This is a genomic window from Streptococcus porcinus, from assembly GCF_900475415.1.
Lineage (GTDB): Bacteria > Bacillota > Bacilli > Lactobacillales > Streptococcaceae > Streptococcus > Streptococcus porcinus.
This window is the reverse complement of the sequence record NZ_LS483388.1, coordinates 600,360-627,164: the sequence shown is the minus strand read 5'-3', so window position 1 is coordinate 627,164 and position 26,805 is coordinate 600,360. Positions and strand designations below refer to the sequence as shown.

23 protein-coding genes are annotated in these 26,805 nt (G+C 36.0%); 2 read left to right on the top strand and 21 right to left on the bottom strand.

Annotated elements, in window-relative coordinates; genetic code table 11:
* Positions 1–18: 18 nt before the first annotated feature.
* The 15 genes from spxR to DQM45_RS03050 all read right to left on the bottom strand — a co-directional run bounded on the left by spxR (position 19) and on the right by DQM45_RS03050 (position 19,543).
* Positions 19–1,302, bottom strand: a complete 1,284-nt coding sequence (gene spxR, locus DQM45_RS03120; RefSeq protein WP_039984829.1) for a CBS-HotDog domain-containing transcription factor SpxR — start codon at positions 1,300–1,302, stop codon at positions 19–21.
* On the bottom strand, positions 1,295–1,846 hold the full coding sequence (locus DQM45_RS03115) for a GNAT family N-acetyltransferase (RefSeq protein ID WP_003085728.1): 552 nt from the start codon (positions 1,844–1,846) through the stop codon (positions 1,295–1,297). The genes spxR and DQM45_RS03115 overlap by 8 nt, the downstream gene beginning before the upstream one ends.
* 142 nt (positions 1,847–1,988) lie before the next feature.
* Entirely contained in the window at positions 1,989–3,779 is a 1,791-nt protein-coding gene (locus tag DQM45_RS03110; protein ID WP_003083100.1) for a glycoside hydrolase family 3 protein, read from the bottom strand.
* A gap of 25 nt (positions 3,780–3,804) precedes the next feature.
* On the bottom strand, positions 3,805–4,608 hold the full coding sequence (locus DQM45_RS03105) for an HAD family hydrolase (RefSeq protein WP_003085027.1): 804 nt from the start codon (positions 4,606–4,608) through the stop codon (positions 3,805–3,807).
* A 161-nt stretch (positions 4,609–4,769) separates the two neighbouring features.
* Positions 4,770–5,609 carry an SDR family oxidoreductase gene (locus DQM45_RS03100; RefSeq protein ID WP_003082613.1) on the bottom strand — a complete coding sequence of 280 codons (840 nt, stop codon included), beginning with the start codon at positions 5,607–5,609 and terminating at the stop codon, positions 4,770–4,772.
* Between the two features lie 41 nt (positions 5,610–5,650).
* Positions 5,651–6,745 carry a mannonate dehydratase gene (locus DQM45_RS03095; protein ID WP_003084591.1) on the bottom strand — a complete coding sequence of 365 codons (1,095 nt, stop codon included), beginning with the start codon at positions 6,743–6,745 and terminating at the stop codon, positions 5,651–5,653.
* Positions 6,746–6,763: 18 nt separating this feature from the next.
* Positions 6,764–8,164: a glucuronate isomerase gene (gene uxaC / locus DQM45_RS03090; protein ID WP_003084029.1), complete on the bottom strand. Its 1,401-nt coding sequence runs from the start codon at positions 8,162–8,164 to the stop codon at positions 6,764–6,766.
* A gap of 13 nt (positions 8,165–8,177) precedes the next feature.
* Positions 8,178–8,795, bottom strand: a complete 618-nt coding sequence (locus DQM45_RS03085) for a bifunctional 4-hydroxy-2-oxoglutarate aldolase/2-dehydro-3-deoxy-phosphogluconate aldolase (protein ID WP_003085978.1) — start codon at positions 8,793–8,795, stop codon at positions 8,178–8,180.
* A gap of 125 nt (positions 8,796–8,920) precedes the next feature.
* Positions 8,921–9,640, bottom strand: a complete 720-nt coding sequence (locus tag DQM45_RS03080; protein ID WP_003083415.1) for a FadR/GntR family transcriptional regulator — start codon at positions 9,638–9,640, stop codon at positions 8,921–8,923.
* Between the two features lie 38 nt (positions 9,641–9,678).
* Positions 9,679–11,469, bottom strand: coding sequence for a beta-glucuronidase (uidA, locus tag DQM45_RS03075; protein WP_003085472.1), 1,791 nt, complete (start codon positions 11,467–11,469; stop codon positions 9,679–9,681).
* 9 nt (positions 11,470–11,478) lie between these two features.
* Entirely contained in the window at positions 11,479–12,504 is a 1,026-nt protein-coding gene (locus DQM45_RS03070; RefSeq protein WP_003083761.1) for a sugar kinase, read from the bottom strand.
* A 68-nt stretch (positions 12,505–12,572) separates the two neighbouring features.
* Entirely contained in the window at positions 12,573–14,117 is a 1,545-nt protein-coding gene (locus DQM45_RS03065) for an MFS transporter (protein WP_003086002.1), read from the bottom strand.
* A 359-nt stretch (positions 14,118–14,476) separates the two neighbouring features.
* Positions 14,477–15,736, bottom strand: a complete 1,260-nt coding sequence (locus DQM45_RS03060) for a UDP-N-acetylglucosamine 1-carboxyvinyltransferase (RefSeq protein ID WP_003082690.1) — start codon at positions 15,734–15,736, stop codon at positions 14,477–14,479.
* Positions 15,737–15,914: 178 nt separating this feature from the next.
* Positions 15,915–17,102: a methionine adenosyltransferase gene (gene metK / locus DQM45_RS03055; RefSeq protein WP_003086030.1), complete on the bottom strand. Its 1,188-nt coding sequence runs from the start codon at positions 17,100–17,102 to the stop codon at positions 15,915–15,917.
* Between the two features lie 233 nt (positions 17,103–17,335).
* Complete coding sequence (locus DQM45_RS03050; RefSeq protein WP_003085352.1) at positions 17,336–19,543, bottom strand: pneumococcal-type histidine triad protein; 2,208 nt, start codon at positions 19,541–19,543, stop codon at positions 17,336–17,338.
* A gap of 155 nt (positions 19,544–19,698) precedes the next feature.
* Between DQM45_RS03050 and birA the strand changes: the two genes are divergently transcribed.
* Positions 19,699–20,634 carry a bifunctional biotin--[acetyl-CoA-carboxylase] ligase/biotin operon repressor BirA gene (birA, locus tag DQM45_RS03045; protein ID WP_003082988.1) on the top strand — a complete coding sequence of 312 codons (936 nt, stop codon included), beginning with the start codon at positions 19,699–19,701 and terminating at the stop codon, positions 20,632–20,634.
* On the opposite strand, the gene DQM45_RS03040 is transcribed toward birA, so the two are convergent.
* From DQM45_RS03040 to udk, 5 genes are all read right to left on the bottom strand, one after another.
* A complete protein-coding gene (locus tag DQM45_RS03040) occupies positions 20,615–20,818 on the bottom strand; it encodes a DUF3272 family protein (RefSeq protein WP_039984826.1) in 204 nt (67 codons plus the stop codon). The two genes, birA and DQM45_RS03040, sit on opposite strands and share 20 nt — an antisense overlap.
* Positions 20,819–20,877: 59 nt before the next feature.
* Positions 20,878–22,560 (bottom strand): DNA polymerase III subunit gamma/tau, encoded by a 1,683-nt coding sequence (gene dnaX, locus DQM45_RS03035; protein ID WP_003085082.1) that lies wholly within the window; start codon positions 22,558–22,560, stop codon positions 20,878–20,880.
* Positions 22,560–23,057, bottom strand: a complete 498-nt coding sequence (locus DQM45_RS03030; RefSeq protein ID WP_039985010.1) for a GAF domain-containing protein — start codon at positions 23,055–23,057, stop codon at positions 22,560–22,562. The genes dnaX and DQM45_RS03030 overlap by 1 nt, the downstream gene beginning before the upstream one ends.
* A gap of 81 nt (positions 23,058–23,138) precedes the next feature.
* Positions 23,139–23,414 carry a DUF1294 domain-containing protein gene (locus tag DQM45_RS03025; RefSeq protein ID WP_039985009.1) on the bottom strand — a complete coding sequence of 92 codons (276 nt, stop codon included), beginning with the start codon at positions 23,412–23,414 and terminating at the stop codon, positions 23,139–23,141.
* Between the two features lie 10 nt (positions 23,415–23,424).
* Positions 23,425–24,060, bottom strand: a complete 636-nt coding sequence (gene udk / locus DQM45_RS03020; RefSeq protein WP_003082967.1) for a uridine kinase — start codon at positions 24,058–24,060, stop codon at positions 23,425–23,427.
* Positions 24,061–24,214: 154 nt separating this feature from the next.
* Between udk and DQM45_RS03015 the strand changes: the two genes are divergently transcribed.
* Positions 24,215–25,297, top strand: coding sequence for a DEAD/DEAH box helicase (locus DQM45_RS03015; protein WP_003085883.1), 1,083 nt, complete (start codon positions 24,215–24,217; stop codon positions 25,295–25,297).
* Between the two features lie 154 nt (positions 25,298–25,451).
* Here the strand turns inward: DQM45_RS03015 and DQM45_RS03010 are convergent, their stop codons facing one another.
* Complete coding sequence (locus tag DQM45_RS03010) at positions 25,452–26,741, bottom strand: polysaccharide deacetylase family protein (protein WP_003083857.1); 1,290 nt, start codon at positions 26,739–26,741, stop codon at positions 25,452–25,454.
* Between the last annotated feature and the right edge of the window lie 64 nt (positions 26,742–26,805).

Here is a 26,805-nt window from a genome sequence, read left to right as displayed (position 1 = left end):
CCTTGTTTATTTTCGTTCTTAGTTAATTTTACTGGTAATAACCGCTTTAGCAACTATCTGACTATTGACATAGATCTCAAAATCTAGAACACCACTTCTTCGGTTTTCAGTAATAATTTTAGGATAAATTTTTAATTGATCCTCAATTTGAGCGGCATGTAAAAAGTATATCATCATTTGTTCAATAATGATATTTTTTTGATATTTTCTTGTAAAGACTTTCAGTGTAATTTCTTTCAAAACTTCTGAAATAATACCTTGGGCGAGGTTGCCAGTACTATCAATCATATTAGGTTCAACAACAAGTTGGAAATAGTGATTGTATTCTTCCAGCTCAGATACTATTTGTTCACTATAGGTATGATGACTAATAGAGGGGCTATTTTTTAGATTATCCATTGCCAACCGCCGAGTAATAACACCAATAACGCGGGCATCATCATCAACCACAGGTAACATATTTAGATCTTCAAAAATCATTTTCTGACCAACATTGGCTAAGCTCGTGTTCGGAGAAACAAAAATCGGATCTTGCGACATCACCTCTTTAAGTGTCAGTTGTCCTGATTTGCCAACAATATCACGCATACTCACGACACCGACAATTTGATAATCCTGATTAATAACAGGGAAACGGACATTATTTGTTTCCTTAGCTAAACGACTAAATTGTTCAATCTTATCTGTTTCATAAAGCCTACCATAGTCGCTTAATGGGATCAGGCTGTTCTCAACTGTTTTCAAATCAGTCTTGATTCTAAAATTCAAGAGAGCGTGATTTATCAAAGTTGCAACCGCAAACGTATCATAATGTGTTACCATAACAGGAATTCCTAGTTGATTAGCTGTCGAAAGAACGCGGTTTGAAATTGGAAAACCACCCGTAACTAAAATAGCATTATGATTTTTTAAAGCTAATAATTGAATTTCCTCACGATCCCCGACAATAAGTAGACCACCTTTAACCAAGTAACGTCCAATATTTTTTTCAGTCATGGCACCAATTGAAAACTTACTAAATTCATGTCCCAAGCCAGAATGCCCTGCTAAAACTTCTGAGTTACTAATACGAGCGATCTCCGTATAAGTTAATTTATCAATACGTATCCGATTTTTACGTTCAACCCTAACCGTCCCACTTCGTGGCTTTGTTTCAACAATACCACGATTTTCCGCTTCTTTTATAGCACGGTAAGCAGTTCCATCACTAACTTTTAAATGATTGGAAATACTACGAACACTGACCCGTTTACCAATAGCTAGTTTCTCTAAATAGTCTAAAATTTCCTGATGTTTACTCATGATAGTCACCTTTTGATATTTGGTATTCCAGATAGTCCCTTACTTTATGGGTATAGCGATCACTGCCTTTGAAAGCACGTTTTAATGAAAATGATGTCGCCTGTGCAACTTTTTGACTAGCAATATTTTCTTTATGGGTTACAATTTTCAGACACTTAAAGCTCAAATCTTCAAAGGAATAGGCAAGTAAATGCCTAACCACTTCTGTCATATAGCCTCGACCGCGATACTTGTGACTTAAAAAATAACCAAGCTCGGCCGATGCACTGCTAACTACAATATTTTCAAACTTAATAAAACCAATCATATCTTGCTGATTTTTTTCAGCAATAGCCCAGCAACCTAGCGGTTTTCTCAAAAAAGCATGTGTTAATAGGTAATCACTTTCTGACCTGGTTGCCACTGCTGGAAAAATAAAAGATAACTGACTAGGATCTGATGCGAATTCAAAAAAAGCGTCACTATCAAAGTAGGTTATGGGGCGTAAATATAAGCGTTCAGTTTCAATCAGAGATAGTTGTGCTAAATGTGTCCAAAAGTCCATAAAATCCCCTTCTCCTTGCCTAATTCGAGATAATTATAACAAATTTTTCACCTATTTACTATAACAGTTTGCAAATATTAAACAACTGTATTAATAATTAAAAAGAACCCTTCTTACAAAGAGTTCTTATACGATACAAGAATTACTTTTGTCGCCAAATATGCGTATCAATAAGGCCACAATAAGCATCCACAGGTGAGACACCTTTAAATTCTGATTTCCCAGACAGTTTTTCAAATAAAGCAGCCATTGTATTTGGCATACCATCATAAGCATTAATATAAGTTCCCACTTGAGGCATATCAGCTAATGCAAATGGGTGCTGTACAGAAACAACAATGGTCGGAATTTCATGAACGTAAAACGGCTGATCTGGTGTGCCTTTGGCAGCTGGCCAAATGATACGTTGGGTTGTTCCTCCAGAATTGACGTCTACAAGATTAATAATTAAGTCATAATTATCTGTTATAGCTGAAATTGGACGTTTTGAAGCATAAACATTTTGGATAGCTGCTGCTTGTTCTGATTCGGGTAATTTCTTAATCCGTTCTTCTGTATTTTCCCAAATAGAAACTTCGTGTCCAGCATTCTTTAGCAGCTCTTTCAAGGTATCGGAAGCACGTTTTTTACCAGAATTAATAAGAGCTCCAAAACCGCCTTTATAGCCATCTACTTCTACTATTAAAATACGTTTATAACGTTCTGGGGTAACTGGAAAAATATCCTTTTGCTTATCTTTAACAAGCGTAATTGCTGCATCAGCAATCTGATCAGAAATACCTTTTGCTTCTTCTGTATTGATTAAAGCCATTGCTTCTTCCTTAGAAAGCATGATTTGCTCACGACAATTGTCGTACTTGTGTAGACCCAAGCGCGCTTTTAATCCTAATGTCCGACGCAACGCATCGTGAAGACGCTCATCAGAAAGGATACCTTTTTCATATCCTTCTTTCATCCATGCTAAATCTTCATCAGGATCATTAAAGAATAAAAAGAGATCACAGCCTGCTTCAATCGCAGTAGGTAAAAGCTCACGACGTGGCATTGACGATGTCATACCTACCATATGCGATGCATCTGTTACGATAGCACCGTTATAACCAAGTTCACCTCGTAATAATTCATCCAATAACACTTTATTTAAGGAAGCTGGAAGCATGTCATCAAAGTCCCGCTCTGGATACATTTCTTTTTCAACATTAGGTAAATGAATGTGACCAGCCATAATTCCTGGTAAGCCTGCATCAGCCATTTCTCCATAAATCCGGCCAAAGCTTTCCATCCATTCTGCTTTAGTCATGGGATTTGAAGCATAAGATAAATGATGATCACGCTCATCAATTCCATCTCCTGGAAAATGTTTTGCAAATGGTATAATGCCATGTTCCATAATGCCGCGCATATATTCTTTTGATAAAGTAATCACTTGGTCAACATCACTGCCCCAAGTGCGATTAGCAATAATGGGGTTACGCCAGTTACGACTCAAATCCATAATTGGTGCAAATGAAGCATTACAGCCTACTGCTGAAGCTTCTAATCCTGCAATCCGTCCTAATTCATAAGCATATTTAGGATCGTTTGCGGCAGCAATTTTTACCTCATCGCCAATTTTAGTACCATCAGTTACCGCACCATTACCACCTGATTCTGTATTAGCAGCAATAAGCATTGGGATTTTTGATTTGGTTTGTAAAATGTAATTTTGTTCCCAAATATCTGCTGCAGGACCTGGTGCATAACGGACAGCAGCAAATTTGTAGTCTGTCATAACCTGCGTTAAATACTCTTCTGTGCGACTACTTCCCATATTAACAAATAACTGTCCAATCTTTTCATCAAGCGTCATCGAAGCGATGGTCTTTTCGACCCAATCAATAGCTTCCTGATCAAGATTGTATGGTTTTTTACTTAAATCTACTAAATGTGTCATATTGCTATCCTTTCTGATTGTTGAGTTATTGTAGATTTTTCCAGAACTTCTCTTTTAACTGTGCTAATTCAAGGTTATCTAAACCTGGGCTAATAAAGGTATCCGCAATTTTTTCTTTCAGCGCTATCCAAGAAGATTTTTCTTGACCGACTAAAATCGGATAAAATGAGACATCGTTTATTTCTGCGGCAGCCAAATCACCTGGAGAATCGCCAATCATTAGAATCTTTGATTTGTCATAGCCCTTAGTTATAAGTTGAGCAATAACATCTTCTTTCTTCCCACGATCTTGACAATAAAGCTCAGTAACATAGGACATAAGCCCTTGATCCTTCCATTCTTCTTCTACAGCTTCTTTGTTAGCTGAGCTAACAACAAAGACTTCCCCAACCTGGTGCAATTTTTCGAGAGCGTCTTTAGCGCCTTGGAAGGCTAAAGCTTGACCTTCATAACTTTTAATCTGGGCATTGACTTCATTTGACCATTGTAAGGCTTTTATTAAATCTTGACTACCTTCTTTAGCAATCTCGATTTCTAAAGATTGATTTGACAATGACTTTGTTGTCTCAACCCAATTTTTTAAAGCCGCAATATCAGAAACCCCAGCAAATTCCAATCCCATCACCAAACCAACGAATCGATTTACCCCTCTCGTTTTAGAAAAGAGATTAATGCGATCCCATTCCTGCAAAAAAACTTCTTTGTCAGTAACTTCAAAAATGTCTGCAGCTAAAGGGCCAAAAAACAACTGGTGTTTATAGGTCATGGTATCCATAGCACAACCATCTGAATCTACGCAAAAGATATACTTTTGCTTTTTACTTGTCATATGAACCTCCCAATATTTACGTGTAAACTAATTACCACACGATAGTATGTCTTGATATTTTGAATATCACAAACAAGGTAAAAAGGTCTCTACGCATATGACCTTTTTACCTAAATCTCACTAGTAAATCAAGAACAGTTTAATTATCCTTATAAGGGCTCTTAAACACCAGAGTAAGCAGCAAAGCCACCATCAATTGGCAACACAACTCCATTAACGAAACTTGCTGATTTCTCATCAGCTAGGAAGAAAAGGCCACCAATAAGTTCTTCAGCCTCTCCAAATCGTCCCATTGGTGTATTATTAAGGATTTTCTCAGCACGTGCTGTTGGTTGACCATCCTCAGAGAAGAGTAAGCCACGGTTTTGATTAGTAACTAGGAAACCCGGAGCGATAGCATTGCAACGGATACCAACCTTAGAGAAGTGAACAGCTAACCATTGCGTAAAATTGCTAATAGCTGCTTTAGCTCCTGAATAAGCTGGAATTTTTGTTAGAGGTGTGAAAGCATTCATTGATGAAATATTAATAATATTAGCACCAGGGCGACCAACCATATCCTGAGCAAAAACTTGCGTTGGAAGAAGAGTTCCTAGGTAGTTTAAGTTGAAAACAAAACTGATTCCCGCTTCATCTAAATCAAAGAATGATTTTGTTTCAGATGGTAAATCCAATTCATGAAATTCATTATCAGTTGTTGCTTTAGGACTGTTTCCACCTGCACCATTGACAAGAATATCTGTCGGACCTAAATCATTAAGGATTGCTTGACGAACTTCCTCTAAGTTTTCTTTTGAAAGTACATTCGTCTTATAAGCTTTTGCAGTACCACCTTCTGCTTCAATCTCATCAACAAATTTTTGTGCTGCATCTTGATTTAAATCTAAAAGGGCAACTTTAGCACCAGCTTTGGCAAACTCTTTAGCCATGAAACCACAAAGGACACCACCTGCACCTGTAACAACTACAACTTTATTATTAAAATCAATTACTCTAGACATATTCTTTCCTCTCTTATCTGGCTCCTGTCAATTAGACACTCTTAGTTATGACCGACTGTTTTGTCTTTTATTCCAAAATCAGGCATTTTCCCTTCAGCTCTCATATTTGCCTCATACAAACCGTTAAAATAGGTAGCTCCTAGAGCACGATCAAAGAGTCCGTAGCCAGGCGTTTTGGTTTGGTCTCCCCAAATACGGCGTCCATGGTCTGGACGAAGAGCTCCCTGCCAATCATAATTGACCAACAGTTTAATAATAGCATTCATATCAATATCACCAGCTTGAGATAAATGAGCTGTTTCTTGGAAGCCCCAATCACCAGCAGTCACATTACGCGTATGCATAAAGTTGATACGATTACGTTTTAAAGCATACTCAGTCATCGCAATGACAGCATTTTTAGGATCTGATGCATAAGAACCTACACACATGGTAATACCGTTATTTTCTGAATCATAAATATCAAGGAAACGTTCAATTGCCTCTTGACCAGTAATAATACGAGGAAGTCCAAAGATACCGTATGGAGGGTCATCAGGATGAATGGCCATTTTAACACCCGCAGCTTCAGCCGTTGGCATAATAGCTTTGATAAAATATTCCAAGTTCGCCCACAAATCTTCTTCCGAAATATTATGACGATAATTTTCGATAATAGCCTTCATTTCTTCTTTTGAATAAGAAGAATCCCAACCTGGCAAATTTAAATCATCAGCCACTGGATCCACACCTTCTAAGTCAGATTTAAGAAAGGCTAATGAGGTAGATCCATCTGGAAGAGGATGATTAAGGTCTGAACGTGTCCAATCAAAGACTGGCATAAAATTATAGCAAACAACCGGAATTCCAGCTTTACCAACATTTTCAATTGAGATCTTATAATTCTCAATCAATTCATCACGGTTAGCTTTACCCTGTTTAATATCTTCATGAACAGGAATAGACTCAATAACTGTGATTTCAAGGCCTGCATCTTCTACCATTTTTTTGAGCTCAAGAATATTTTCCAAGGGCCAAGCCTGACCAACTGGTACATCATAAACAGCCGTTACAATTCCTTGCATTCCTGGAATAGCTTTAATTTCTTGAAGCGATACAGGATCATTTTTCCCATACCATCTAAATGACATTTTCATCGTTTTTCCCCTATTTTCTTAGTTCTTAAAGTAAGCTTTTGCATTGTTATAAGCAATATCCTGAACCATCTGACCAAGCGCTTCATAATCCTCTGGAACTTCGCCTTGGCTGATCCATTGACCAATGTAACTTGCAAGTATTCGTCTGAAATAATCATGACGTTGATATGACAAGAAGCTACGCGAATCTGTTAACATACCAACAAAATTAGCTAACATCCCTTGTTCTGCCAAAGCATCCATTTGACTAATCATACCAAGCTTCGTATCAGCAAACCACCAGCCGGCTCCAAATTGAAGGTAGGATTTGATCCCAGCTTCATTAGCCTGGAAATTAGCAAGTGTATTAGCTACCGTAATGTTATAACTTGGATTTAAGTTATACCAAATCATTTTTGGCAAACTATCAGTCACAGTCAAATGATCTAAAAGGCGATTCATATTAGCTGCCAAAGCGGTTTGATCCCCCATAGAATCTATTCCAATATCAGCACCAAGTTTTTGATAAAGGACAGAATGATTATTACGAAGGGCTCCAAAGTGAACTTGAGTCACAAAGCCATATGTTTTATAAAGTCGACATAGCTCTGAAAAAACAGCTGTTTGCCATTGACGGATGTCATGTTGACTTACTTGCTGATTTTGAATACCTTTTTGGAGCAAACAATCAAGTTCAGATTGCTCAGCACTTTCAAAGACAATTTCCGTAAAACTGATATCACTTGCTTTACAACCATGGTCTGCAAAATATGCAACCCGGTCTTCCAAAGCACTAACGAATGTTTTAAAATCTGTAATTGTTTTGCCTGTCAATTGACTCAAGTCTTTGACAAAACTCGAAAATTGCCCATGCTCAATAAATGCTTGATCTGGCCTAAAGGTTGGAGCAACAATGGTTGAAAACGTCTTATCAGCAGCTAATTTTTGATGCCATTTCAAATCATCTAGAGGACTATCCGTTGTTCCAATAAAAGTTACCTTACTATCAGCAATTAATTTTCTTGGGCTGATCTGATGTCTTACTAAATACTCATTTAGTTGATGGTACATCTGTTCAGCATTTGCTTCAGTCAATGGTTCATTTATACCAAAGATGTTTTTCAACTCCATTGCTGACCAATGATAAACCGGATTCCCATAAGCTCTTTCGATTGTTCTTGCAAATGCTTTAAATTTATCTAATTTGCTGGCAGAGCCTGTAATGTCATCTTCTGAAACACCATTCGCTCGCATCAGTCGCCACTTGTAATGGTCGCCGCCCAGCCATAAATCAACAATATTATCATAAACTTTATCCTCGAAAATTTCTTTTGGATCTAAGTGACAATGATAATCAAAGATTGGTTGATCCTTAATCTGAATATAAAGCTTTTCGGCTGCTTCATTTTTTAACATAAACTTATCATCGTTAAAAACCATACATTTCTCCTTATTAGTTAAGAGCTGAAACAAAGGCTTTAGCAATTTCTGTAACGCTTTGATAGCCTTGACTTGCTACATCCTTTGATAATGCCGATCCGACTCCAACCGCAACAGCTCCAGCTTTTTTCCATTCAGCAACATTTTCTATAGCGACTCCACCTGACGGCATGAGATCTACTTCTGGTATTGGGCCATGGATATCTTTAATAAAGCCAGGTCCTAAAACACCGCCAGGAAATAATTTTATAATAGGACATTGAGCTCTCATAGCTGTTACTACCTCTGTTGCAGTAGCACAGCCTGGAAAGTAATAGACATTGTTATCAACCGCTAAGCTTGCAATCGCTGCATCAAAGTGAGGGCTGACAAGGAAACTTGCTCCAGCATCAATAGCTTCCTTAGCCAAGTCAGTTGTCATTACCGTTCCAGCTCCAATGACAACATCTTTAAAATCTTCAAATTCCTCAGATAAATCTTTAATCACTTGAGCTGCATTAGGCGTTGAGAAAGTTATTTCAATATTACGAATACCACCTTTAATAGCGTATCGAGAAATATTGATTGCATCAGCTTCATCCTTACCACGAACAACAGCAAAGAAGAAATTATTTTTTAAGATGTCTAACATTTTTGCCTCCTATTTTGTAATCGTTACCATAATTATATTATAGAAGTCATCAGATGAATTGTCAAGAATTTTACTTTAAAAAAAGAAAAAAAGATCAGATGAACTAATCTTCTTTTCATTATTTATCACTTTTTAGAGGACGGTAAGCCTTGGATATCAATCTTCTTATCAAACCAATCATTCAACACCGACTGTCTAACTGTAAGAACATGAGACATCATGCTATCGTACGCAGCGATAGGATGCCTTGATTGAATGGCCTTTAAAATATTTCGATGAGCTTCAATACTTGTTTTTTTCATCTGACGATTTGTATAGTCTTCATTGATGATTTGAATAGATTGATTAATAACTGGAATTAAACTAGAGACTGCAATATTGCCACTCATCTCTGCTATCATACTATGAAACTTAACATCTAATTCAAGATGGATTGGATCATTTGCCTCCAAAGCTTCTTCAATTGCATAAACAATTTCTTCTAAACGTTTAATATCCTCATCATTAGCAAATTGTGCAGCTCTTTCTGCAATCCGTGGCTCCAGCAGATAGCGTAATTCAAATAAATCAGTTGTTAGTTTCACACGATCTTTAACAAATGCAAAACCAAAAGGGTCCTCTGCAACGCCTTTCTTGGAACTAATATAAGTACCCGATCCCTGTCTAACCTCCAAAATATTTCGAGCAGCAAGACTTCTAACGGCTTCACGTACCGTACTTCTTCCAACATCAAGATCTTGGGCTAATTCATACTCATTTGGAAGTTTGGCACCTATAGGATATTCCCGCTCTAGTATCAAATGCATTAAGCGATCCGCCGCTTGTTCTACTAAAGGCCTAGCCATTTCATCACCTCTTCTCATTTACCTATTTCTATTGTACACTATTTCTTTTTGTAATGGTAATTAGGAATAGCTTTCCAGCGTTCTTTAAAATCTCTGACGACTTGTTTAGGCTGACGATTTCTTGAAAACAGCCCTTTATGATTCCCTTGAACACGTAAGATCATCAAATTAGTTTCAAAATCAGCAAAATTCCACACTTGCTCACCAACTAAGTTTGGTATGCTATCAAAGACACTATGAGACATCTCATAAAAAGCAGATTGAAACTCTTCCGTATAAGGAATAGCCCAAGAGGAATGTAATCCTGGCAGTGTATCTGCTCCGTACTCTGTCATGATAATTGGTTTTTCAGGGAATTTTTCTTGCCAAGCTAGCAATTCCTTACGTAGCCCTGCTTCCCCTTTTTTCAAATCTCCATGGTCAACATACCATGCGTAATAGCGATTTAAGCAGACAACATCTACCAGATCCATGACCTGGTCTTTATCCGGAGTAGCCATCATAATGTTAACTAACGTTACCGGTCTTTTTTCTGGGTCTAATTCTCTATATAACTGAACTAAAGGTTTGAAGTAATCGCGAGCACCTTCTTCATGGCTGGCAGGTTCATTTGCCACAACCCACATCACTACCGAAGGATGATTTTTGTCACGCTTAACCAGCTCTCGAATAGCTTGTTCATGCGCTCCTTTAGTCTTCATAACATTCCAAGTTCCATTATCTTTATCATCCAAATCAAGCGAAGCCATAAAGTTATGAAATAAGCCCACGGCAGGCACTTCATTAATAACTAAAATCCCCATTCTATCCGCCAATCTCATCATTTCCTCAGAGTAAGGATAGTGCGAAGTTCTAAAAGAATTAGCTCCAATTTCTTTTAAGAGATTTAAATCCATTAAATTAGCTGCTTCATTAAGGCCACGCCCATTAATAAAAGTATCTTCATGCTTTCCAAACCCTTTAAAATAGACAGGCTTATTGTTAATTAAAAATTGTGCATCTTTTACTTCAATCTTACGTAAACCAAAAGTTTCTTCAAAAACGTCAGATAGAATACCTTCACAAAACGTTTCGATACGTGCTGTATAAAGATAGGCATCTAGAACTTCCCACAAGTGAATCTGTTCCAAATGAATCTGACCTGTTAAGGATTCCGTAAGAATATTTTTATCTTCATCTAAAATGCTAATTTTATAGGAATCAATGGGCTTACTAGTACTAATAGTAACTTCTATATCTGCAGATTTTAAATCATCTGAAAGAACTGAGTTAATGACAATATCAGAAATATGATTTTTAGGTCTAACAACCAATTTCACCGGTCTATGAATACCTGCATAGTTAAAAAAGTCAAAATTTTCCTTAACTACTTTTTTAATTGAGCCATCTTCAATAACTTCTTCTGAATAGTTACCAACAGGTAGTGTTGTGTAGTCTAAACAATTATTAACACAAACTGAAAGCTTAATCTGACCTTCTTGATAATAATCATCTGGAATAACAACTTCAAATGGAGTAAAGCCACCTCTATGTTCTCCTAAAAAAGCTCCATTAACATAAACTTTAGCATGATGTGTAACTGAACCAAACCGAATCACTAATTCTTCCGCATCTGATACAGATGGCAGATCTACCAATCGCTCATACCAAAAATCACCAATATAGTTTCGTTTTTCTGTATCAACAATTACATCATTAAAGGAACTAGGGACAACCATCAGTTCCTCTGAACTTAATAGTGTCTTTGGATCATGGGTCCCCAAAGTAAAATTCCATACTCCATTTAAATCATAAATACTTCTTGTCTTTGTCAACAGTGGATATAACATTTTTTCTCCTTATCTTTTTATTTCATGTGAGTCTGAATATAATAATTGTTCAATATCATGGTTAGTAACAACATTAATATCACCTTCAATTGTGTGTTTAAATTTAAAACAAGCCATAGCCGTTTCAAGGGCTAATTGTGGTTGTCCTTCGCTTAATAAACCATGGATTAAGCCCGCAGTAAAAGCATCTCCAGTTCCAACACGATCTAACACTTGAATACCTGTTTTCTCAGTTTTATATAATGTTCCATTTTGAAAGAGAAATGCTTTCAATTGGTACTCATTAGTATGAGTGCTTTCTCTCTGGGTAAAAGCTATCGATTCTAACTGGTATTTATTTGCAATTTCTTTCACTATATGAAGTAAGAGCTTTTCATCACAATATGGCCTTGCCAAGCCTAGTTCATCTTTCAAGTCTTTACTTTCACCCTCTAGAACAATTGGTTCAATACCGACACAAACATTAGCGAAGCGTATAAGTGATGATAGCTTTTGACGAGCTTGTTGAAAAGAGTCCCATAAACTAGCTCTAAAATTTAAATCAAATGATACTTTTACCCCTAGCGATTGTGCTTTTTTCATCAAAAATTCAGTAATAGAATATAATTCCTCTGTTAGAGCAGGCGTAATCCCCGACACATGAAACCAATCTACGTCGTTAAAAACTGCTTCAAAATCAAAATCTGTCAAACGACTTTCCCAAAAAGCGGAATATTTACGATCATAAGTTACCCTACTTGATCTGATTGAAAAACCTTTTTGGTAGAAATATAAACCAAGCCGGTCACCTTTTTTTATAATAAATTCCTGCCCAATTTGTTTTGAAAACAAGAACTGTTCTGTCATACGTCCCAAGTCGTTATCAGGAATAACTGAAATTAAAGAAACATCATGACCTAATTGCGCCAGCGTTGCTAATACATTTAACTCCGAACCTCCAAACTGACAATCTAACTGGTTAGCTTGGGTTAAGGTTTGATATTGTGGTGGACTTAATCTCAGCAGAATCTCACCCAAAGAAAGTACTTTTGCCATAAAAACTCCCTAATTATTCTTCAAAAAAAAGGAAACAGCGGTACCATAGGCACAGCTGTTCCAGTAAACTAATCTTTATCAATAGGATATTGAGTCACATCGACATAATCCATATCAGTTAACGGAACGTTCTTAGCAATTGCTTTAACACGTTCATCACTTGAAGCTGATTTCATGATTTGAATTTTTTCTTGAATACGAACCATTTCTTCTTTATCTAGTTTATAGAATTTCATCAATACTAAAGCTACTAATAAAGAGATAAATGGAATACCTACTAATAAGATAATTGTAGCCATTTTCAACTCGGGTGTCAAAGGTGTTTCCATTGTTGGATAAGCCTTAGAGAAACCAATTGTAGCTAAAATCGCACCGACCACCATTGGTGCAAAAGATGATGCGATAGAATCTGTTAGCGAGAAAATTGTTCCTATCATACCAGAAACATAGCGTCCTGATTCAGAAGTTTCATAGTCAGAGATATCAGCACCCATAGTTAAAACAAGTCCTGCTGGTGCTTGACTAATATAACGAGCACACATATAAGTGATAATGAAACAAACTGTATAAAGATTAATATTTGTTAAACTTAAAGATCCTTGCTTACCAAAGTAAAGTACTACACCAAATGCAAGAAGGGAGATTAAAGCTAATTGCAATGATTTAATATAAGAGAACCGTAAACCTTTTTTACGAGCAATGTTTGAAATCACAATATTGAGTAGCACTCCTGGAATAACAAAGAGCAATGAAAAATGTCCTGATAAGGCATAATTACCAAAGAGGATACCGTAGAGCATTACCATGACAACAGAATCACCAAAGAATTGAACAGTGAATTTGACCAAAGCGGCAGCTATAGAGAGAACTTGTAACGGTTTATTACCTTTAATTACTTTCCAGTAATCTTTTAACTGTGTCTTCTGGGTGTTTTCTCCAAGTCCAAAAAATTCTTTCCGGTCTTTTGACCAAATACCAATAACTGCAAGGGTAGCCAATACTGCTGAAATAATAATAGTGCCATAAATAAGAGCATTGAAGAATTGAGGAGTGAAATTACCAAATTTTGGTACTAAGAATGAAGAAACAACAAACTGTCCACCCGTCATCAGCGAGGTTGTCATAACTGCATCTACAATATTAAAAATTGGACGTTGCTTTGGGTCGTTAGTGAGGGCTGTTTGTCCTGCTTTAGTAATGGTTTGTTGCATAGAATAACCAATTTTATGAATAATTAAAACAATGACAAACAATGGGAAGCGAATGTTTTGATCAACATTGCTTAGCGCTAACAGTAAAATCAAAGATAAGGCAGTAATGACATTCCCCAAAATTAAAATAGGACGGTACTTACCAAATTTTGTTTCTGTCTTATCAATGATAATACCGATAGCGGGGTCGATAAATCCATCAAAAATACGAATGTAACCCATAATTTGACTAACAAAAATAGCTGCTAGACCTAAAATACCCGTTGAAAAGTAAGTCACAAACATAAATGTAAACAGATAGATATTTGTGGATGCATTATTAAGAGCAAAAAGAACTAATTCCCAAACCTTCGCTCGATTATAACTTACCACTTCTTCCCTGTATTCAATTGTTTTCTCCATCAGAGAAACCTCCTTTTTCACCACCACTTTTGGAAGCGTTTTTATTTACATTTTTATGATACTATTCATCTGATGTATTGTCAATAGAATTTTAGAATTTTTATATTATTTTACTTATTTTTTTGTTTTATTAGATATACTTCTTATAATATGCATTTATAAATAAAAATTCATCTGATAACTTAAAAGTTGTTTTCAGATTAAAAAGTAGTCAATTCGTTGTTAAGTTCTCAAAAAGAGATCGACTATCTCATACAATTCCTAATCATAAGATTCTAAAGCTACTTATAAGTCTCCCTAAAATCTAAAAAGCTTGTTAATAATGCTAAGTTAGCATCCATTAAACAAGCTTCATTTATCTATTCTTCAATTAATTCAATATCAGCACCAAGTGCTTTTAATTTTTCAATAATTTTAGCATATCCACGAAGGATAAATTCAATATTATGAATTTCTGTACGCCCTTCAGCCATCAAACCTGCTGTTACTAAAGCAGCTCCAGCTCTTAAATCAGTTGCTTTAACTTGAGCTCCAGTCAATTGATTTGGCCCTTGAAACACAATTTGACCACCCAATATTGAAATATTAGCACCCATACGAGCCATTTCAGGAACATGATTGACACGTTTTTCATAGATAGTATCAATAATAGTGCCTCGACCGTTCGCAGACAAGAGTAGAGGTGTCATGGGTTGTTGTAAATCAGTAGCAAAGCCAGGGTAAGGAGATGTTTTAATATTCACTGCCTTAAGATTCTCTTGTTTCTCAACAAAGATAGCATCTTCTTCAACCGTCATCCGAACACCCATTTCTTCCAACTTAGCAATAAAACTTTCTAAATGTTCATATAAAACATTTGTGATTTTAATACCTTCACCAATGGCTGCTGCCATAGCAATATAAGTACCTGCTTCAATTCTATCCGGAATAACTTGATGGCTCGTCCCATGAAGTGCTTCTACACCTTCAATCGTAATAATGTCTGTACCCGCGCCTCGAATGTGTGCTCCCATGTTATTCAACAAAGTTGCAATATCAATAATTTCAGGCTCCCTAGCAGCATTCTCAATCACTGTTTTTCCAACTGCTCGAGTAGCGGCTAACATTGTATTAATTGTTGCCCCCACACTAACGGTATCCATGTAAATATGAGCACCATGGAGGCGTCCACCTCTGGCCTCTAAATGCATATACTCACCTTCAAAGGAAACTTCCGCCCCCATCGCTTCAAAAGCTTTTAAATGCAAATCAATCGGCCTTGGACCTAAATCGCAACCTCCTGGCAACCCAACAGTAGCTTTCCCAAAACGTCCCAAGAGACTACCATAAAAATAATAAGATGCTCTTAAACTATTGATTTTACCATAGGGCATAGCAACGCTTTTGACCTGACTAGGATCAATCGTAAGTGTTTCATCTTGATAAAGACATTGAGCCCCCATAATTTCCATAATATCAACCAAACTATCAACATCACTGATATTAGGAACACCGTCTAAAGTCACCTTATCATCAGCTAAAATAATAGCAGGAATTAAAGCTACCACACTATTTTTTGCACCAGAGACAGCCACTTGTCCCGATAAAGGCTTACCACCATTAATAATAATTTTTCGCATACTTTCAGATCTTTCTTAAACTAGAATTCAACCTTTTTATTTTATCATAATTTAATGTGCAATACAAATGGATGCTCAGACTGACTTTACAACCTTCGGGAAATATCTATTAAAAATTCAAAAAAGATAGATGAACACTCACCTATCTTTTTGTAAAAATTAAAATTGTAACAAAAACTTAACTTAATAGTTCCTTCAAAGCATCAACTTTATCTGTTTTTTCCCAAGGAAGCTCAATATCTGTTCTTCCCATATGTCCATAAGCAGCCGTTTGCTTGTAAATAGGGCGTTTCAAATCAAGCATCTGGATAATTCCGGCAGGACGTAAATCAAATAATTGTCTCACTGCTGCTTCAATCCGACTCTCTGATATAGTTGCCGTATTAAAGGTATCAATTCTAACAGAAACCGGCTGGGCAACCCCAATTGCATACGCCAATTGTACTTCAGCTTTTCTAGCAAGTCCAGCTGCAACAATATTTTTAGCAATATAGCGAGCTGCATAAGAAGCTGAGCGATCCACCTTAGTAGCATCTTTACCAGAAAAGGCACCTCCACCATGACGAGAATAGCCTCCGTAGGTATCAACGATGATTTTACGACCTGTTAGGCCAGAATCTCCTTGAGGTCCTCCGATAACGAACCGTCCTGTAGGATTGATAAAATAGCGTGTCTGGCTATCCAGTAAATTAGCAGGTATGACCGTTTTAATAACGTGATTAATTACATCTTGGCGAATTTGTTCATTGCTAATATCAGGATCATGTTGAGTAGAGATAACAACAGTATCGACTCTGACTGGTTGATCTGACTCATCATACTCAACTGTTACTTGAGATTTAGCATCTGGCCTCAAATAGGAAATAGTACCAGCTTTTCGTAAATCAGCTAACTTTTTAACCAACTTATGTGACAAAGCTATAGGTAGAGGCATTAATTCCGGTGTTTCATCAATCGCAAAGCCAAACATTAGCCCCTGATCACCAGCACCTATAGCATTCAATTCATCAGCAGCACCTTCACGGATTTCGAGAGCTTCATTAACACCTTGCGCAATATCGGCTGATTGCTCAACTAAAGATGGGTGTACACCTACAGAATTTGCAGAAAAACCATATTCTGCCTCAGTGTAACCAATTTCTGCGATAGTATCACGTACCACACGATTAATATCAACATAGGCTGATGTCGAAATTTCCCCAAAAACATGAACAGATCCAGTATATACAACTGTCTCAGCAGCTACATGGGCTTCTGGGTCTTCAGTAAGGATAGCATCTAAAATTGCATCCGAAATTTGATCTGCAATCTTATCTGGATGTCCCTCCGAAACTGACTCAGACGTGAAAAGTTTACGTTCTGACATATAAATGTCCCCCTTTTAATAAATTTAAACACTTGCAAGCTTAATTCTTGCAATTTTATCAGTCTTTTAGACCAATGTGGTTAAAAAGTTACAAAGAACCAGAAAAATTATCTTTTCTGCCTTTTCGGGACTCATTAACTTGTCTATTATATCATTTTTTTGAGATTATCAACTTATTACCTTTGAGAAAAATGTTTGGGAGACTATAGGAATCTATGCAAAAACAAGAGAAATTACTCAGTCGCTTCTTTACTATCCTCTTTACTATCAGTACTCTTTTCTAATAATTTAGAGGTTTCGTGAACAGGTTTATTCCCTTCAATGGAGCCTTCTGTAACAGCTTTAAAATGTTGGGCTACTCCGACTGGAATTTCTTTCTCATTTAAAGTCAACTCTTCTTTGGGTATCTGATTATGGCTGACGTCTAGACTTTTAACTTGTTGATTTGGTTCTGATATCTTTAAGGTGTTAATCTCATTAGAAGCTGCACGTAAGGTTTCCAGTGCTTTATAGTCATTTATTCCCTCTAAGTTTTGTAACTTATTGTCAGAAACATTTATAAATTTTAGAGATTTCTGTTTCCCAGGAATTTTCAGGCTGCTAATCTTATTCCCTTGAAGATCAAGAAAATGAAGTTTTTTAGCCAATTCGATCCCTTCTAAATTGTCGATTTGGTTTTTTTCTGCAGTTAATTCTGAAAGTGACAAATTTTTTCCCAAGAATGTTAAATGTTTCAAGCCACTATTGTTAACTGTCAGAGTCTCCAAATTTGGAAGGTTTAAAGTTGATAAATCAACATTACTATTTTCTGAAAGATTTAAAACTTTTACCTCTTTCTTTCCAGCTAATGGACTCAAGTCACTAATTTTATTATTCTCAATATGAATTTCTTGCAACTTATCCAAACCTTGTAACGGCTTCAAATCTTGAATATCGTTATTACTCAAGACTAAAAACTTTAAATTCGGAAGTTCTGCTAAAGGTTCCAATGATTTGATATTATTATCTGCCGCTGCAATTAGATTCAAATTTTTATAGGGCTTCAAAAAGCTTAAATCACTTACCTGGTTTTGTGAGATATCAATAGCTTCAAGCTGTGGCATATACTGTAAGAAATCATAATTCTTAACCCCTGTTGCTGTCATTAATAAACGTTTCAATTTTTTAAATTGAAGAACTGGCTTCATATCATCAATTGGTGTAAAGCCAATACCTAAGGTTTCTAAATTTGGAAGAAGGGCCAAACCAAAACGTTTTAACGGATTCTGACGACTACCAAGATCTAATTTGTTAACTGTAGCTAACCATTTTTTCATTAGCTCCGGATTGGTTTCATTAGATGGAAATGCAGTTTCTGCTTGATGAGTTCTAACAATGTCAAGAATTACATCATCATCAAAGCCCATCTTTTTCAAGGTCTGCATGCCTACTTTGTGCTTTTCTAATTCCCTCTCATGCTCAAGTTCATGGGGATCAGGGATAGGTTGACCTAGCTCAATATCCTCTAACATCAAGACATGACTATGATCATGATGTGGATACTTAAGGCCAATCCGACCATCTTCTGTTTCAATGCGTTCAATGACAGTTGAGGGTAGATTCAAAGCTTTTGCCAGGTAGTCTAGCTTAAGTTGAAAATCATCTTCTTTTTTCTCAACAGTATTGTGGTCTTTTTTATTAGCTTTATGTTCAAATTCTTCTGCAACAGTTTCCCACCCTGATTTACGTAAATCCTCAAAAGAAATCGGATGCAAATGACCGTTATGATTAACTAGAATACTCTCCTTTGTAGTCCCGACAATACCAGTTCCATCAAATTTAAAGCCATCCGAAGTTGCATAGTCTAAACCAGAAATTCCTCTATTTTGAGGCACATAGTGTCTACTACGATGGAAGATCTGAGAGTGAGCCAGGTTAGTGGGGGTAGCTGAAGTAAGCCCTAGACTTGATTTTAAAATATAATGAAAATGATCATCATGCCTTACGGTATAACCATTAGCATCTTCTGCAACAATATCTTTGGGATCAAAGACATAATGGTGACCTGCACCAAAATCAGAAGATTTCATCGTCAGTTCGGATGGCTTACTTAGACTTGCACCCTCAGGTATCAAATAGGCAAAAGCAGTCCCCTGTAAATCTTTATAGAAAATGAAATGGGAATGATTGCCATGTTCTACTACAATCCCTGAATCAGTCCGAGATAAAATCTTTGAGTGAGCCTCTAATTTAAAACCATCACTTGTCGGATAATCAACACCTGCTGTCCCCTTTCTTTTTTTAGAAGCAGCTACCTTTTCTTTTTTTTGAACCTCAGTGCTGATTTTTTGACTTCCAGGCACAGTCTTCGATAATTCTTTAGACTGCGATAAATTAATAGCGATAGCAGCACCACATGATAATGTCAGTCCTACTATAAGTAAATATGTACGTTTTTTCATTTTTCCTCCAAAATTTTAGTTAACTAGTTAATTATATCAAAAAAGTTTCTTTTTGCAATGCTTTATTTATTTTATTATAATATTTGTTTAATTAAATAAACTGCTTTTTTGAGCTCTAACTTTAAAAAGAACAAAAAATAAGCTATACTATAACTATGAAAACATCTGAAAAAATATATACTCTTTTAAATGAATCTAATCAATTTGTTAGTGGTGAAGTGTTGGCAGATAAAATTAATTTATCTAGAACTTCTATCTGGAAAGCTATTAAATCTTTAGAAAATCAAGGATTAGTCATTGAGAAATCGAAAGTTAAAGGCTATAAGCTCGTAAGAGGCGACTTGCTGTTACCTGATTATATTAGTCAAGCCTTAGACTTTCCAGTGACCTTAACTGCAAATAGTATATCAACCCAGAAAGATGCTAAAGATAGTATTACAGCTAACGAGCAGACTCCCCATTTATTCCTAGCAACCAGTCAGGAAAAAGCTAAAGGTCGAATGAATCGTGACTTTTTTACATCTAATACAGGTGGTATCTACATGTCTCTTCATTTAAGACCAAATGTTACTTACGCTCAACTTAACCCTTATACACTAATGGTAGCTTCAAGTATCGTTAAAGCCATTTCTCGTTTAACAGGCATTGAAACCCAGATTAAATGGGTTAATGATATCTACTTGGATCAAAAAAAAATAGCCGGTATCATTACCGAAGCTATTACTTCTGTTGAAACAGGCTTAATTACAGATGTTATTATTGGTGTAGGATTAAATTTCGATATCCCAATTTTTCCTGATGAAATCCGCTCTAAGGCTGGATCCCTTTTTCAGGGAAATGCCCCCATCAGTCGTAATCAACTAATCATTGAAATATGGAATCTATTTTTTAATATTCCTGTTAAAGACCATTTAAAGGTTTACAAAGAAAAATCATTAGTACTAGACAGAGAGGTTTCTTTTTTAGAAAAGGACCAATTAGTAACTGCACGCGCTATTGACATTACAGATCAGGGTCATCTCATAGTACAACTAGCTGATGGCCAACAGCAAATCTTAAGAAGTGGCGAAATTAGTCTTTCTTCTTGGTAGATCGCGTTGCTTCTAACAAACTCTTAGCAAATTTAGTAATGGCATGAGCTTTTCTTAAATCTCTTATCAACAAAAAGCCCCAAAAGCCAGCAAATAATAAATTACCTGAAAAAATTGCTTCATTAAAAAAATAAGTTTCAAAGGCGCAAATAATGGCCATAATTATAAATTGTCTAATTGTCATATTGGTATTCTATCAATAAAAAGAAAATTCTGCCATGAATTTTCTTTTTTTAGTGATCATTAATCCTCTGTTGTTTTTATTTTATCCTTTAAGAAACCGAACTCTTCTGGAATCTCATTGGATTTTTTTTCTTCTACCGGCTCCTGTGATTGAGCCTTCATTTGCTTAGCAAACTCCGATCTAATGTGATTAAAATCAGCCCTCGGTACTGCAAGGATATTTGGCGAAAAACCAGCAGCCTTACTCATAATATTCCCAAATATATCATTTAAATCTTGACGGTTCATAGCTTGCTCCGCATTGAAAGCTGCTTCAAAGGCTAAAATAGCATTTTCACTATTGGCTAGGACTGGCTCTGAGCCTAAAAGTAAAGCTCTATCTTGGGGAGGAATACTATCCAAAATTTCATTCCACACTGATTTTAAAGAGTCTAGATATTGTCGTGATTTTTCACGCTCTTGAACAGTTTCCTCCATGATAGTCAAAATTTTCTGACGATCTACTTTATAGGTAAAGGTTTTCCGAGAATAATTAACTTTACTAGCAACAGCTGTATTCCCTTGCGTTTGCGAAGCCTGTGATTCTAAAGATTCTAAACTCTCTTTTAATAAAGCCACTTCAGATCGCAAATTTTCCAAATCAGTCAGTACTTCTTCTGACATTCCTACAGTAGCTGAAGCAGTCGGTTTAGACAAGGCGATGGTCATCATTTCAGCATAAATTTTAGGATGACTGCCTTTTTTAATTTCCGGTAAATACTTGGTAATCGTTGCAATCATAGCAAAAATAGAGTCTGTTTCAATCTGCAAATTCTCCTGAAAGTACTCAGATTGTGAATAGGACTGACCACCTACTTTTACCACCAATAAATCTCTCAAATAAGTGAGTAAGTCCGTAGCAAACCGACTCATGCTTTTGCCGTTATCAAAAATGGTAGCTAGATCTGATAGCGCTGCTTGGGCGTCGTGATGACGGAGGTTGAACACATAGGTGTCTAGAGCGGCTAAACTAATTGACCCCGTTATTTCTTCAGCAATAGCTAAATCAACTTGGTTTTCAGATGATAAACTTAATGCCTGATCCAGTATCGATAAGGCATCTCTCATACCGCCTTCTGCCCTTCGGGCAATCAAATCTAAGGCACCCTCTTGATAAGGAATTTCTTCTGTTTCTAAAATCCAGGCAAGATGACTACTAATGTCATTCTGTTTGATAGACTTGAATTCAAATCGTTGAACTCTTGAAAGAATCGTAGCAGGAATTTTATGAAGCTCTGTTGTAGCTAAGATAAAGACAACATTTTGGCTGGGTTCTTCCAAAGTCTTTAATAGAGCATTGAAAGCGCCACTCGACAACATATGAACTTCATCTATAATGTAAACCTTATAAGTCGCTCGACTAGGGGCGTAAGTTGATTTATCACGAATCTCACGAATCTCATCAACTCCATTATTTGAAGCTGCATCAATCTCAATCACATCCTCTAAACTACCATTGGTAATATCACGGCAGATATCACAGTGATTGCAAGGTTCCCCATCAACTTGATTTGGGCAGTTCATTGCTTTTGCGAAAATTTTAGCGGCACTCGTTTTACCCGTTCCGCGGGGTCCAGAAAATAAATAAGCATGGCTAATTTTGCCTGATGAAACAGCTTGTTTTAAAGTTGTCGAAACCACCTTTTGTCCAACCATCTCAGCAAAGGTTTGACTCCGATATTTTCGATATAAAGCTTGGTACATTAATTGTTCACCCCAAACATTTCAAAATTGAAAGAGCTATTCTCTACCAAAATTGCGACCAATCGCTCCAGGTAGACACGGTCTAATTGATCATAATCATCCACTACTGAAGAGTCCAAATCTAAGACTCCCAATAGGTGACCGTTTTTAATCATAGGTATCACAATCTCGCTCATTGCCTTGGAATCACAGGAAATATAATTTTCATGTTGTGTGACATCTGATACAATAATTGTTTTTTCTTCTAGCGCAGCTTGACCACAAACACCTTTACCTAGAGCAATCCGAACACAGGAAACACCACCTTGAAAAGGGCCTAGAATGAGCTCTTTTCCATCGAATAAATAAAAACCCGAAAAAACAGAGTACGGTAAACTAGCCATTAATAAGGCACTAGCATTTGCTAAATTTGCCATAGCATTATCTTCGTTGGCAAATAATGCCTGCGCCTGAGCAATCATGAGTTGATAATTTTTTTCTTTTGTCGTCATATTCATTGTTCTATTATACCACAAGAAATTTTTTTCTTTAAATGTTACCTTTGCCATTCAAAATCTGAATAGCCTACTTTCAATAGCTTAATTGAGACCAGAGTAAAAATAAATAAAATATCCCAGTATCACAAGAATAACTAGTCCTATGCACCAAACCACTTGAAAGTACCATTTCTGTGTTTTATGGTGAAATATTTTAGCGCCAAGCCAAGCACCTAGTCCTCCAAAAAAGAGAGTCATTACGATTAAAGTTGATTCTGAGATACGCCATTGACCTTTAATTGCTCTGCTTTTATCAACCCCATAGACCACAAAAACAATTAAGTTCCAAAACAATAATACACTGAGAAGTGCTAGAATTCCTCTTAAACTATTCACCTTGATATTCCGCTAATATACTTGCAATTTTCGTATTGATTAAATCAATAGCTACGACATTACTCACACCTTCAGGCACAATAATATCTGCATAACGTTTACTTGGCTCAATAAATTGATGATACATAGGTTTTACAACAGTTGTGTACTGTTCAATAATACTATCTAAACTTCTACCACGTTCCATCATATCACGTTTAATACGACGAATAATTCGAATATCATCATCAGTATCAACGAAAAGTTTGATATCCATTAAATTACGTAATCGCTCATCCTCTAATACTAGGATTCCTTCGACAATAATAACATCTTGTGGCTCTTGACGGAAGGTTTTATGACTCCGAGTATGTGCTTTATAATCATATATCGGAATATCAACCGGTCGTCCTTCTAATAATTCTTTTAGCTGTTCAATCATAAAATCAGTTTCAAAAGCTAATGGGTGATCATAATTCGTCTTTACTCTTTCTTCAAAACTTAAATGAGCTTGATCCCGATAATAAGAATCATGTTGAATCATAGCAATTCTTGCATTAGGAAAATGATCTAAAATTGCTCGTGATACACTTGTTTTTCCGCCTCCAGACCCACCTGTAACACCTATAATAATCGGTTTCTTATTCATTCTTTACTCCATCTCTAAAAAGTCTTCGGTATATTTTACCAAAATTCAAACAATATGGCTATCTAATCCGATTTTAAAATTGAGCTTAACTATACTTAGAAACTAACACTATTTCATGCTATAATATATAGTAAGAAAGTTAAAAGGACCTAGAATGTTAAAAGAATTTCCCCAAATTTGGCAAGATCAATTTGCCAAGAGTCAAATCGCACAGTTAACCCCTATTCAAGAACAAGCCTTTGAACCAATTCGCCAAGGCAAAAATGTATTGGGTATTAGCCCAACTGGAACCGGTAAAACCTTAGCCTATCTCTTACCAAGCCTATTAAAGATTGAAGGTAAGAAAGCCCAGCAATTGTTAATTCTAGCCCCAAATACAGAATTGGCCGGTCAAATATTTGACGTTACCAAAGAATGGGCTGAGCCATTAGGAATAATCGCTCAACTCTTTATTTCTGGTACAAGTCAGAAAAGACAAATCGAACGCCTCAAAAAAGGCCCCCAAATTATAATTGGTACTCCAGGTCGGGTTTATGAGTTAATTCAACATAAAAAAATTAAAATGATGAATGTAGAGACTATTGTATTAGATGAATTTGATGAACTTCTAGGCGACTCACAATATCGTTTTGTTCAAAAAATTTCTCATCACGTCCCTAAGAACCATCAAATGATCTACATGAGCGCAACTGATAAAGTTTCAAAAGATGTTTTAGCTACCGACACGGTAACTATTGACTTATCTCATCAAAAGTTAACCTCTATCGAGCACTACTATATAACGGTAGATAAACGTGATCGCCTTGACCTTTTACGAAAATTTGCCAATATCCCTAGCTTTCGGGCCCTAGTTTTCTTTAATAGTCTATCCGATTTAGGAGCAAGTGAAGAAAAATTACAATATATGGGAACAAATGCTGTTTCTCTTGCTAGCGATATCAGTGTGAAATTTCGAAAAGCAATTCTTGAAAAATTTAAGAATGATGACATTTCACTCTTATTAGCTACTGATTTAGTTGCTCGAGGCATTGATATTGATCAGCTTGAGTATGTTATTAATTTTGAAGTAGCCCGTGATAAGGAAAACTACACTCATCGAGCTGGCAGGACCGGTAGAATGGGGAATAAAGGGATAGTTATTACCTTTGTTAATCATCCCGAAGACATCAAGAAATTAAAAAAGTTTGCCCCAGTCTCAGAATTAACCTTGCGTAACCAGAAATTACAACAAAAATAAAAAATTTATTTAAGATTTTGATTTAGATTGAAGAAAAAGTCCACTGCGACTAGTTTTTCTTCAATTTTTTTCTTTTATTCAAGAAAAAAGCCCTTAGAAAAACTGCAATAAAAGCATTTCTAAGAGCTATTTCAATTGTAACCGAACTACTTTTTTATTCCCCCATCAATTGACTAATCGTTACACAACGATAGCCTTCTTTTTTCAGATACTCCAAAACAGTCGGTAAAGCATCTACTGATGTTTGGTGAATGTCATGCATCAATATAACACCACCAGGTTGTAGTTGACTCTTAATATTTGACATAATCCCTTCAGTACTATGATTTTCCCAATCACGGGTATCCACTGTCCACAGCATCTGATTCATACCGGAGGCTTGTTTTACCATCTCATTTGTTGCACCGTATGGTGGCCTTAGGTAGATAGGCTTTTGACCACAGGCTTTTGCTATGGCATCATTAGTTGATTGAATTTGTGACTTAACTTGGTCTGGGCTTAACTTAGTTAAGTTGGGATGATCCCAAGAATGATTACCAATATCATTACCTAAATCATGTACTTTTTTGACTAGTGCTTCATTTCCAGCAATTTTTGATCCCATCATAAAGAAGGTTGCTTTAGCGCCATATTTACTTAGCAACTCTAAAACTTTTGGAGTAGTTGCAGGATTTGGACCATCATCAAAGGTTAGAGCAACCATTTTTTCTTTAGAAGCTTTAGCATCTGCTTCTTCTTTTTTCTTTTTCAGATAGTGTTCATAGTCATTTTTTATTTGCCCCTTTAGATACTGAGAATCAATAACGTCAAACAGATTTTGAAAGGGAATAATCTTCTTGTCTTGAACGATAATCCCTTTTTCATTAATCAGCAACGTATCTGATAGCTTTCCTTTGCGTTCAGAAAGTCTACCCATGATACTAGGGTCAAAAACAGCCTCAGGATCTAATTTTTTAATTTCTTGAGCAATCCGATCAATATGACCATTGACTAAATCAGTTACTTTAAACTGACTATAATCGGATTTTAAATGATAACTACTAATAATTTTATCTGATTTTTTAGTAAGCTTAAATAATTCTTTTTTATAGGTTATTTGGTGAATAAAGACCTTTTTGACCTTATTTAAAGGGGTGTCTTTGAATTCTGGCTTAATAAAAATAATTTCTTTTTTATCACTTAGATTTTGGTACAAAGATAAAGGTAAATTTTCTTTATAGAATGAACTATTATCTTTTAACGGCGCTAAATAATAGAACTGTTTATTACCCACCTTTAAAACTTTGATAGATTTCATTTCTGGACCATCAAGTTGCTTTTTCTTTTCTGTTATTACAGCACTTGCTATTTGTTTTTGCATTTGTTTTTCATGATAAGCATATGCTGCTAGACCAAGGCCAACAGCCAGAAAAAGTGTGATGATAAGGTATAGAATTTTCTTCATATTTTCTCCTTAACTACTTTGATATTTTAACACAATAGATAAGAGAAATAAATGGAAAAAATGT

Coding starts and splice junctions, on each gene's coding strand:
- spxR (WP_039984829.1), bottom strand. CDS start 1,302: ATGAGTAAACATCAGGAAATTTTAGACTATTTAGAGAAACTAGCTATT.
- DQM45_RS03115 (WP_003085728.1), bottom strand. CDS start 1,846: ATGGACTTTTGGACACATTTAGCACAACTATCTCTGATTGAAACTGAA.
- DQM45_RS03110 (WP_003083100.1), bottom strand. CDS start 3,779: ATGACACATTTAGTAGATTTAAGTAAAAAACCATACAATCTTGATCAG.
- DQM45_RS03105 (WP_003085027.1), bottom strand. CDS start 4,608: ATGACAAGTAAAAAGCAAAAGTATATCTTTTGCGTAGATTCAGATGGT.
- DQM45_RS03100 (WP_003082613.1), bottom strand. CDS start 5,609: ATGTCTAGAGTAATTGATTTTAATAATAAAGTTGTAGTTGTTACAGGT.
- DQM45_RS03095 (WP_003084591.1), bottom strand. CDS start 6,745: ATGAAAATGTCATTTAGATGGTATGGGAAAAATGATCCTGTATCGCTT.
- uxaC (WP_003084029.1), bottom strand. CDS start 8,164: ATGGTTTTTAACGATGATAAGTTTATGTTAAAAAATGAAGCAGCCGAA.
- DQM45_RS03085 (WP_003085978.1), bottom strand. CDS start 8,795: ATGTTAGACATCTTAAAAAATAATTTCTTCTTTGCTGTTGTTCGTGGT.
- DQM45_RS03080 (WP_003083415.1), bottom strand. CDS start 9,640: ATGGCTAGGCCTTTAGTAGAACAAGCGGCGGATCGCTTAATGCATTTG.
- uidA (WP_003085472.1), bottom strand. CDS start 11,469: ATGTTATATCCACTGTTGACAAAGACAAGAAGTATTTATGATTTAAAT.
- DQM45_RS03070 (WP_003083761.1), bottom strand. CDS start 12,504: ATGGCAAAAGTACTTTCTTTGGGTGAGATTCTGCTGAGATTAAGTCCA.
- DQM45_RS03065 (WP_003086002.1), bottom strand. CDS start 14,117: ATGGAGAAAACAATTGAATACAGGGAAGAAGTGGTAAGTTATAATCGA.
- DQM45_RS03060 (WP_003082690.1), bottom strand. CDS start 15,736: ATGCGAAAAATTATTATTAATGGTGGTAAGCCTTTATCGGGACAAGTG.
- metK (WP_003086030.1), bottom strand. CDS start 17,102: ATGTCAGAACGTAAACTTTTCACGTCTGAGTCAGTTTCGGAGGGACAT.
- DQM45_RS03050 (WP_003085352.1), bottom strand. CDS start 19,543: ATGAAAAAACGTACATATTTACTTATAGTAGGACTGACATTATCATGT.
- birA (WP_003082988.1), top strand. CDS start 19,699: ATGAAAACATCTGAAAAAATATATACTCTTTTAAATGAATCTAATCAA.
- DQM45_RS03040 (WP_039984826.1), bottom strand. CDS start 20,818: ATGACAATTAGACAATTTATAATTATGGCCATTATTTGCGCCTTTGAA.
- dnaX (WP_003085082.1), bottom strand. CDS start 22,560: ATGTACCAAGCTTTATATCGAAAATATCGGAGTCAAACCTTTGCTGAG.
- DQM45_RS03030 (WP_039985010.1), bottom strand. CDS start 23,057: ATGAATATGACGACAAAAGAAAAAAATTATCAACTCATGATTGCTCAG.
- udk (WP_003082967.1), bottom strand. CDS start 24,060: ATGAATAAGAAACCGATTATTATAGGTGTTACAGGTGGGTCTGGAGGC.
- DQM45_RS03015 (WP_003085883.1), top strand. CDS start 24,215: ATGTTAAAAGAATTTCCCCAAATTTGGCAAGATCAATTTGCCAAGAGT.
- DQM45_RS03010 (WP_003083857.1), bottom strand. CDS start 26,741: ATGAAGAAAATTCTATACCTTATCATCACACTTTTTCTGGCTGTTGGC.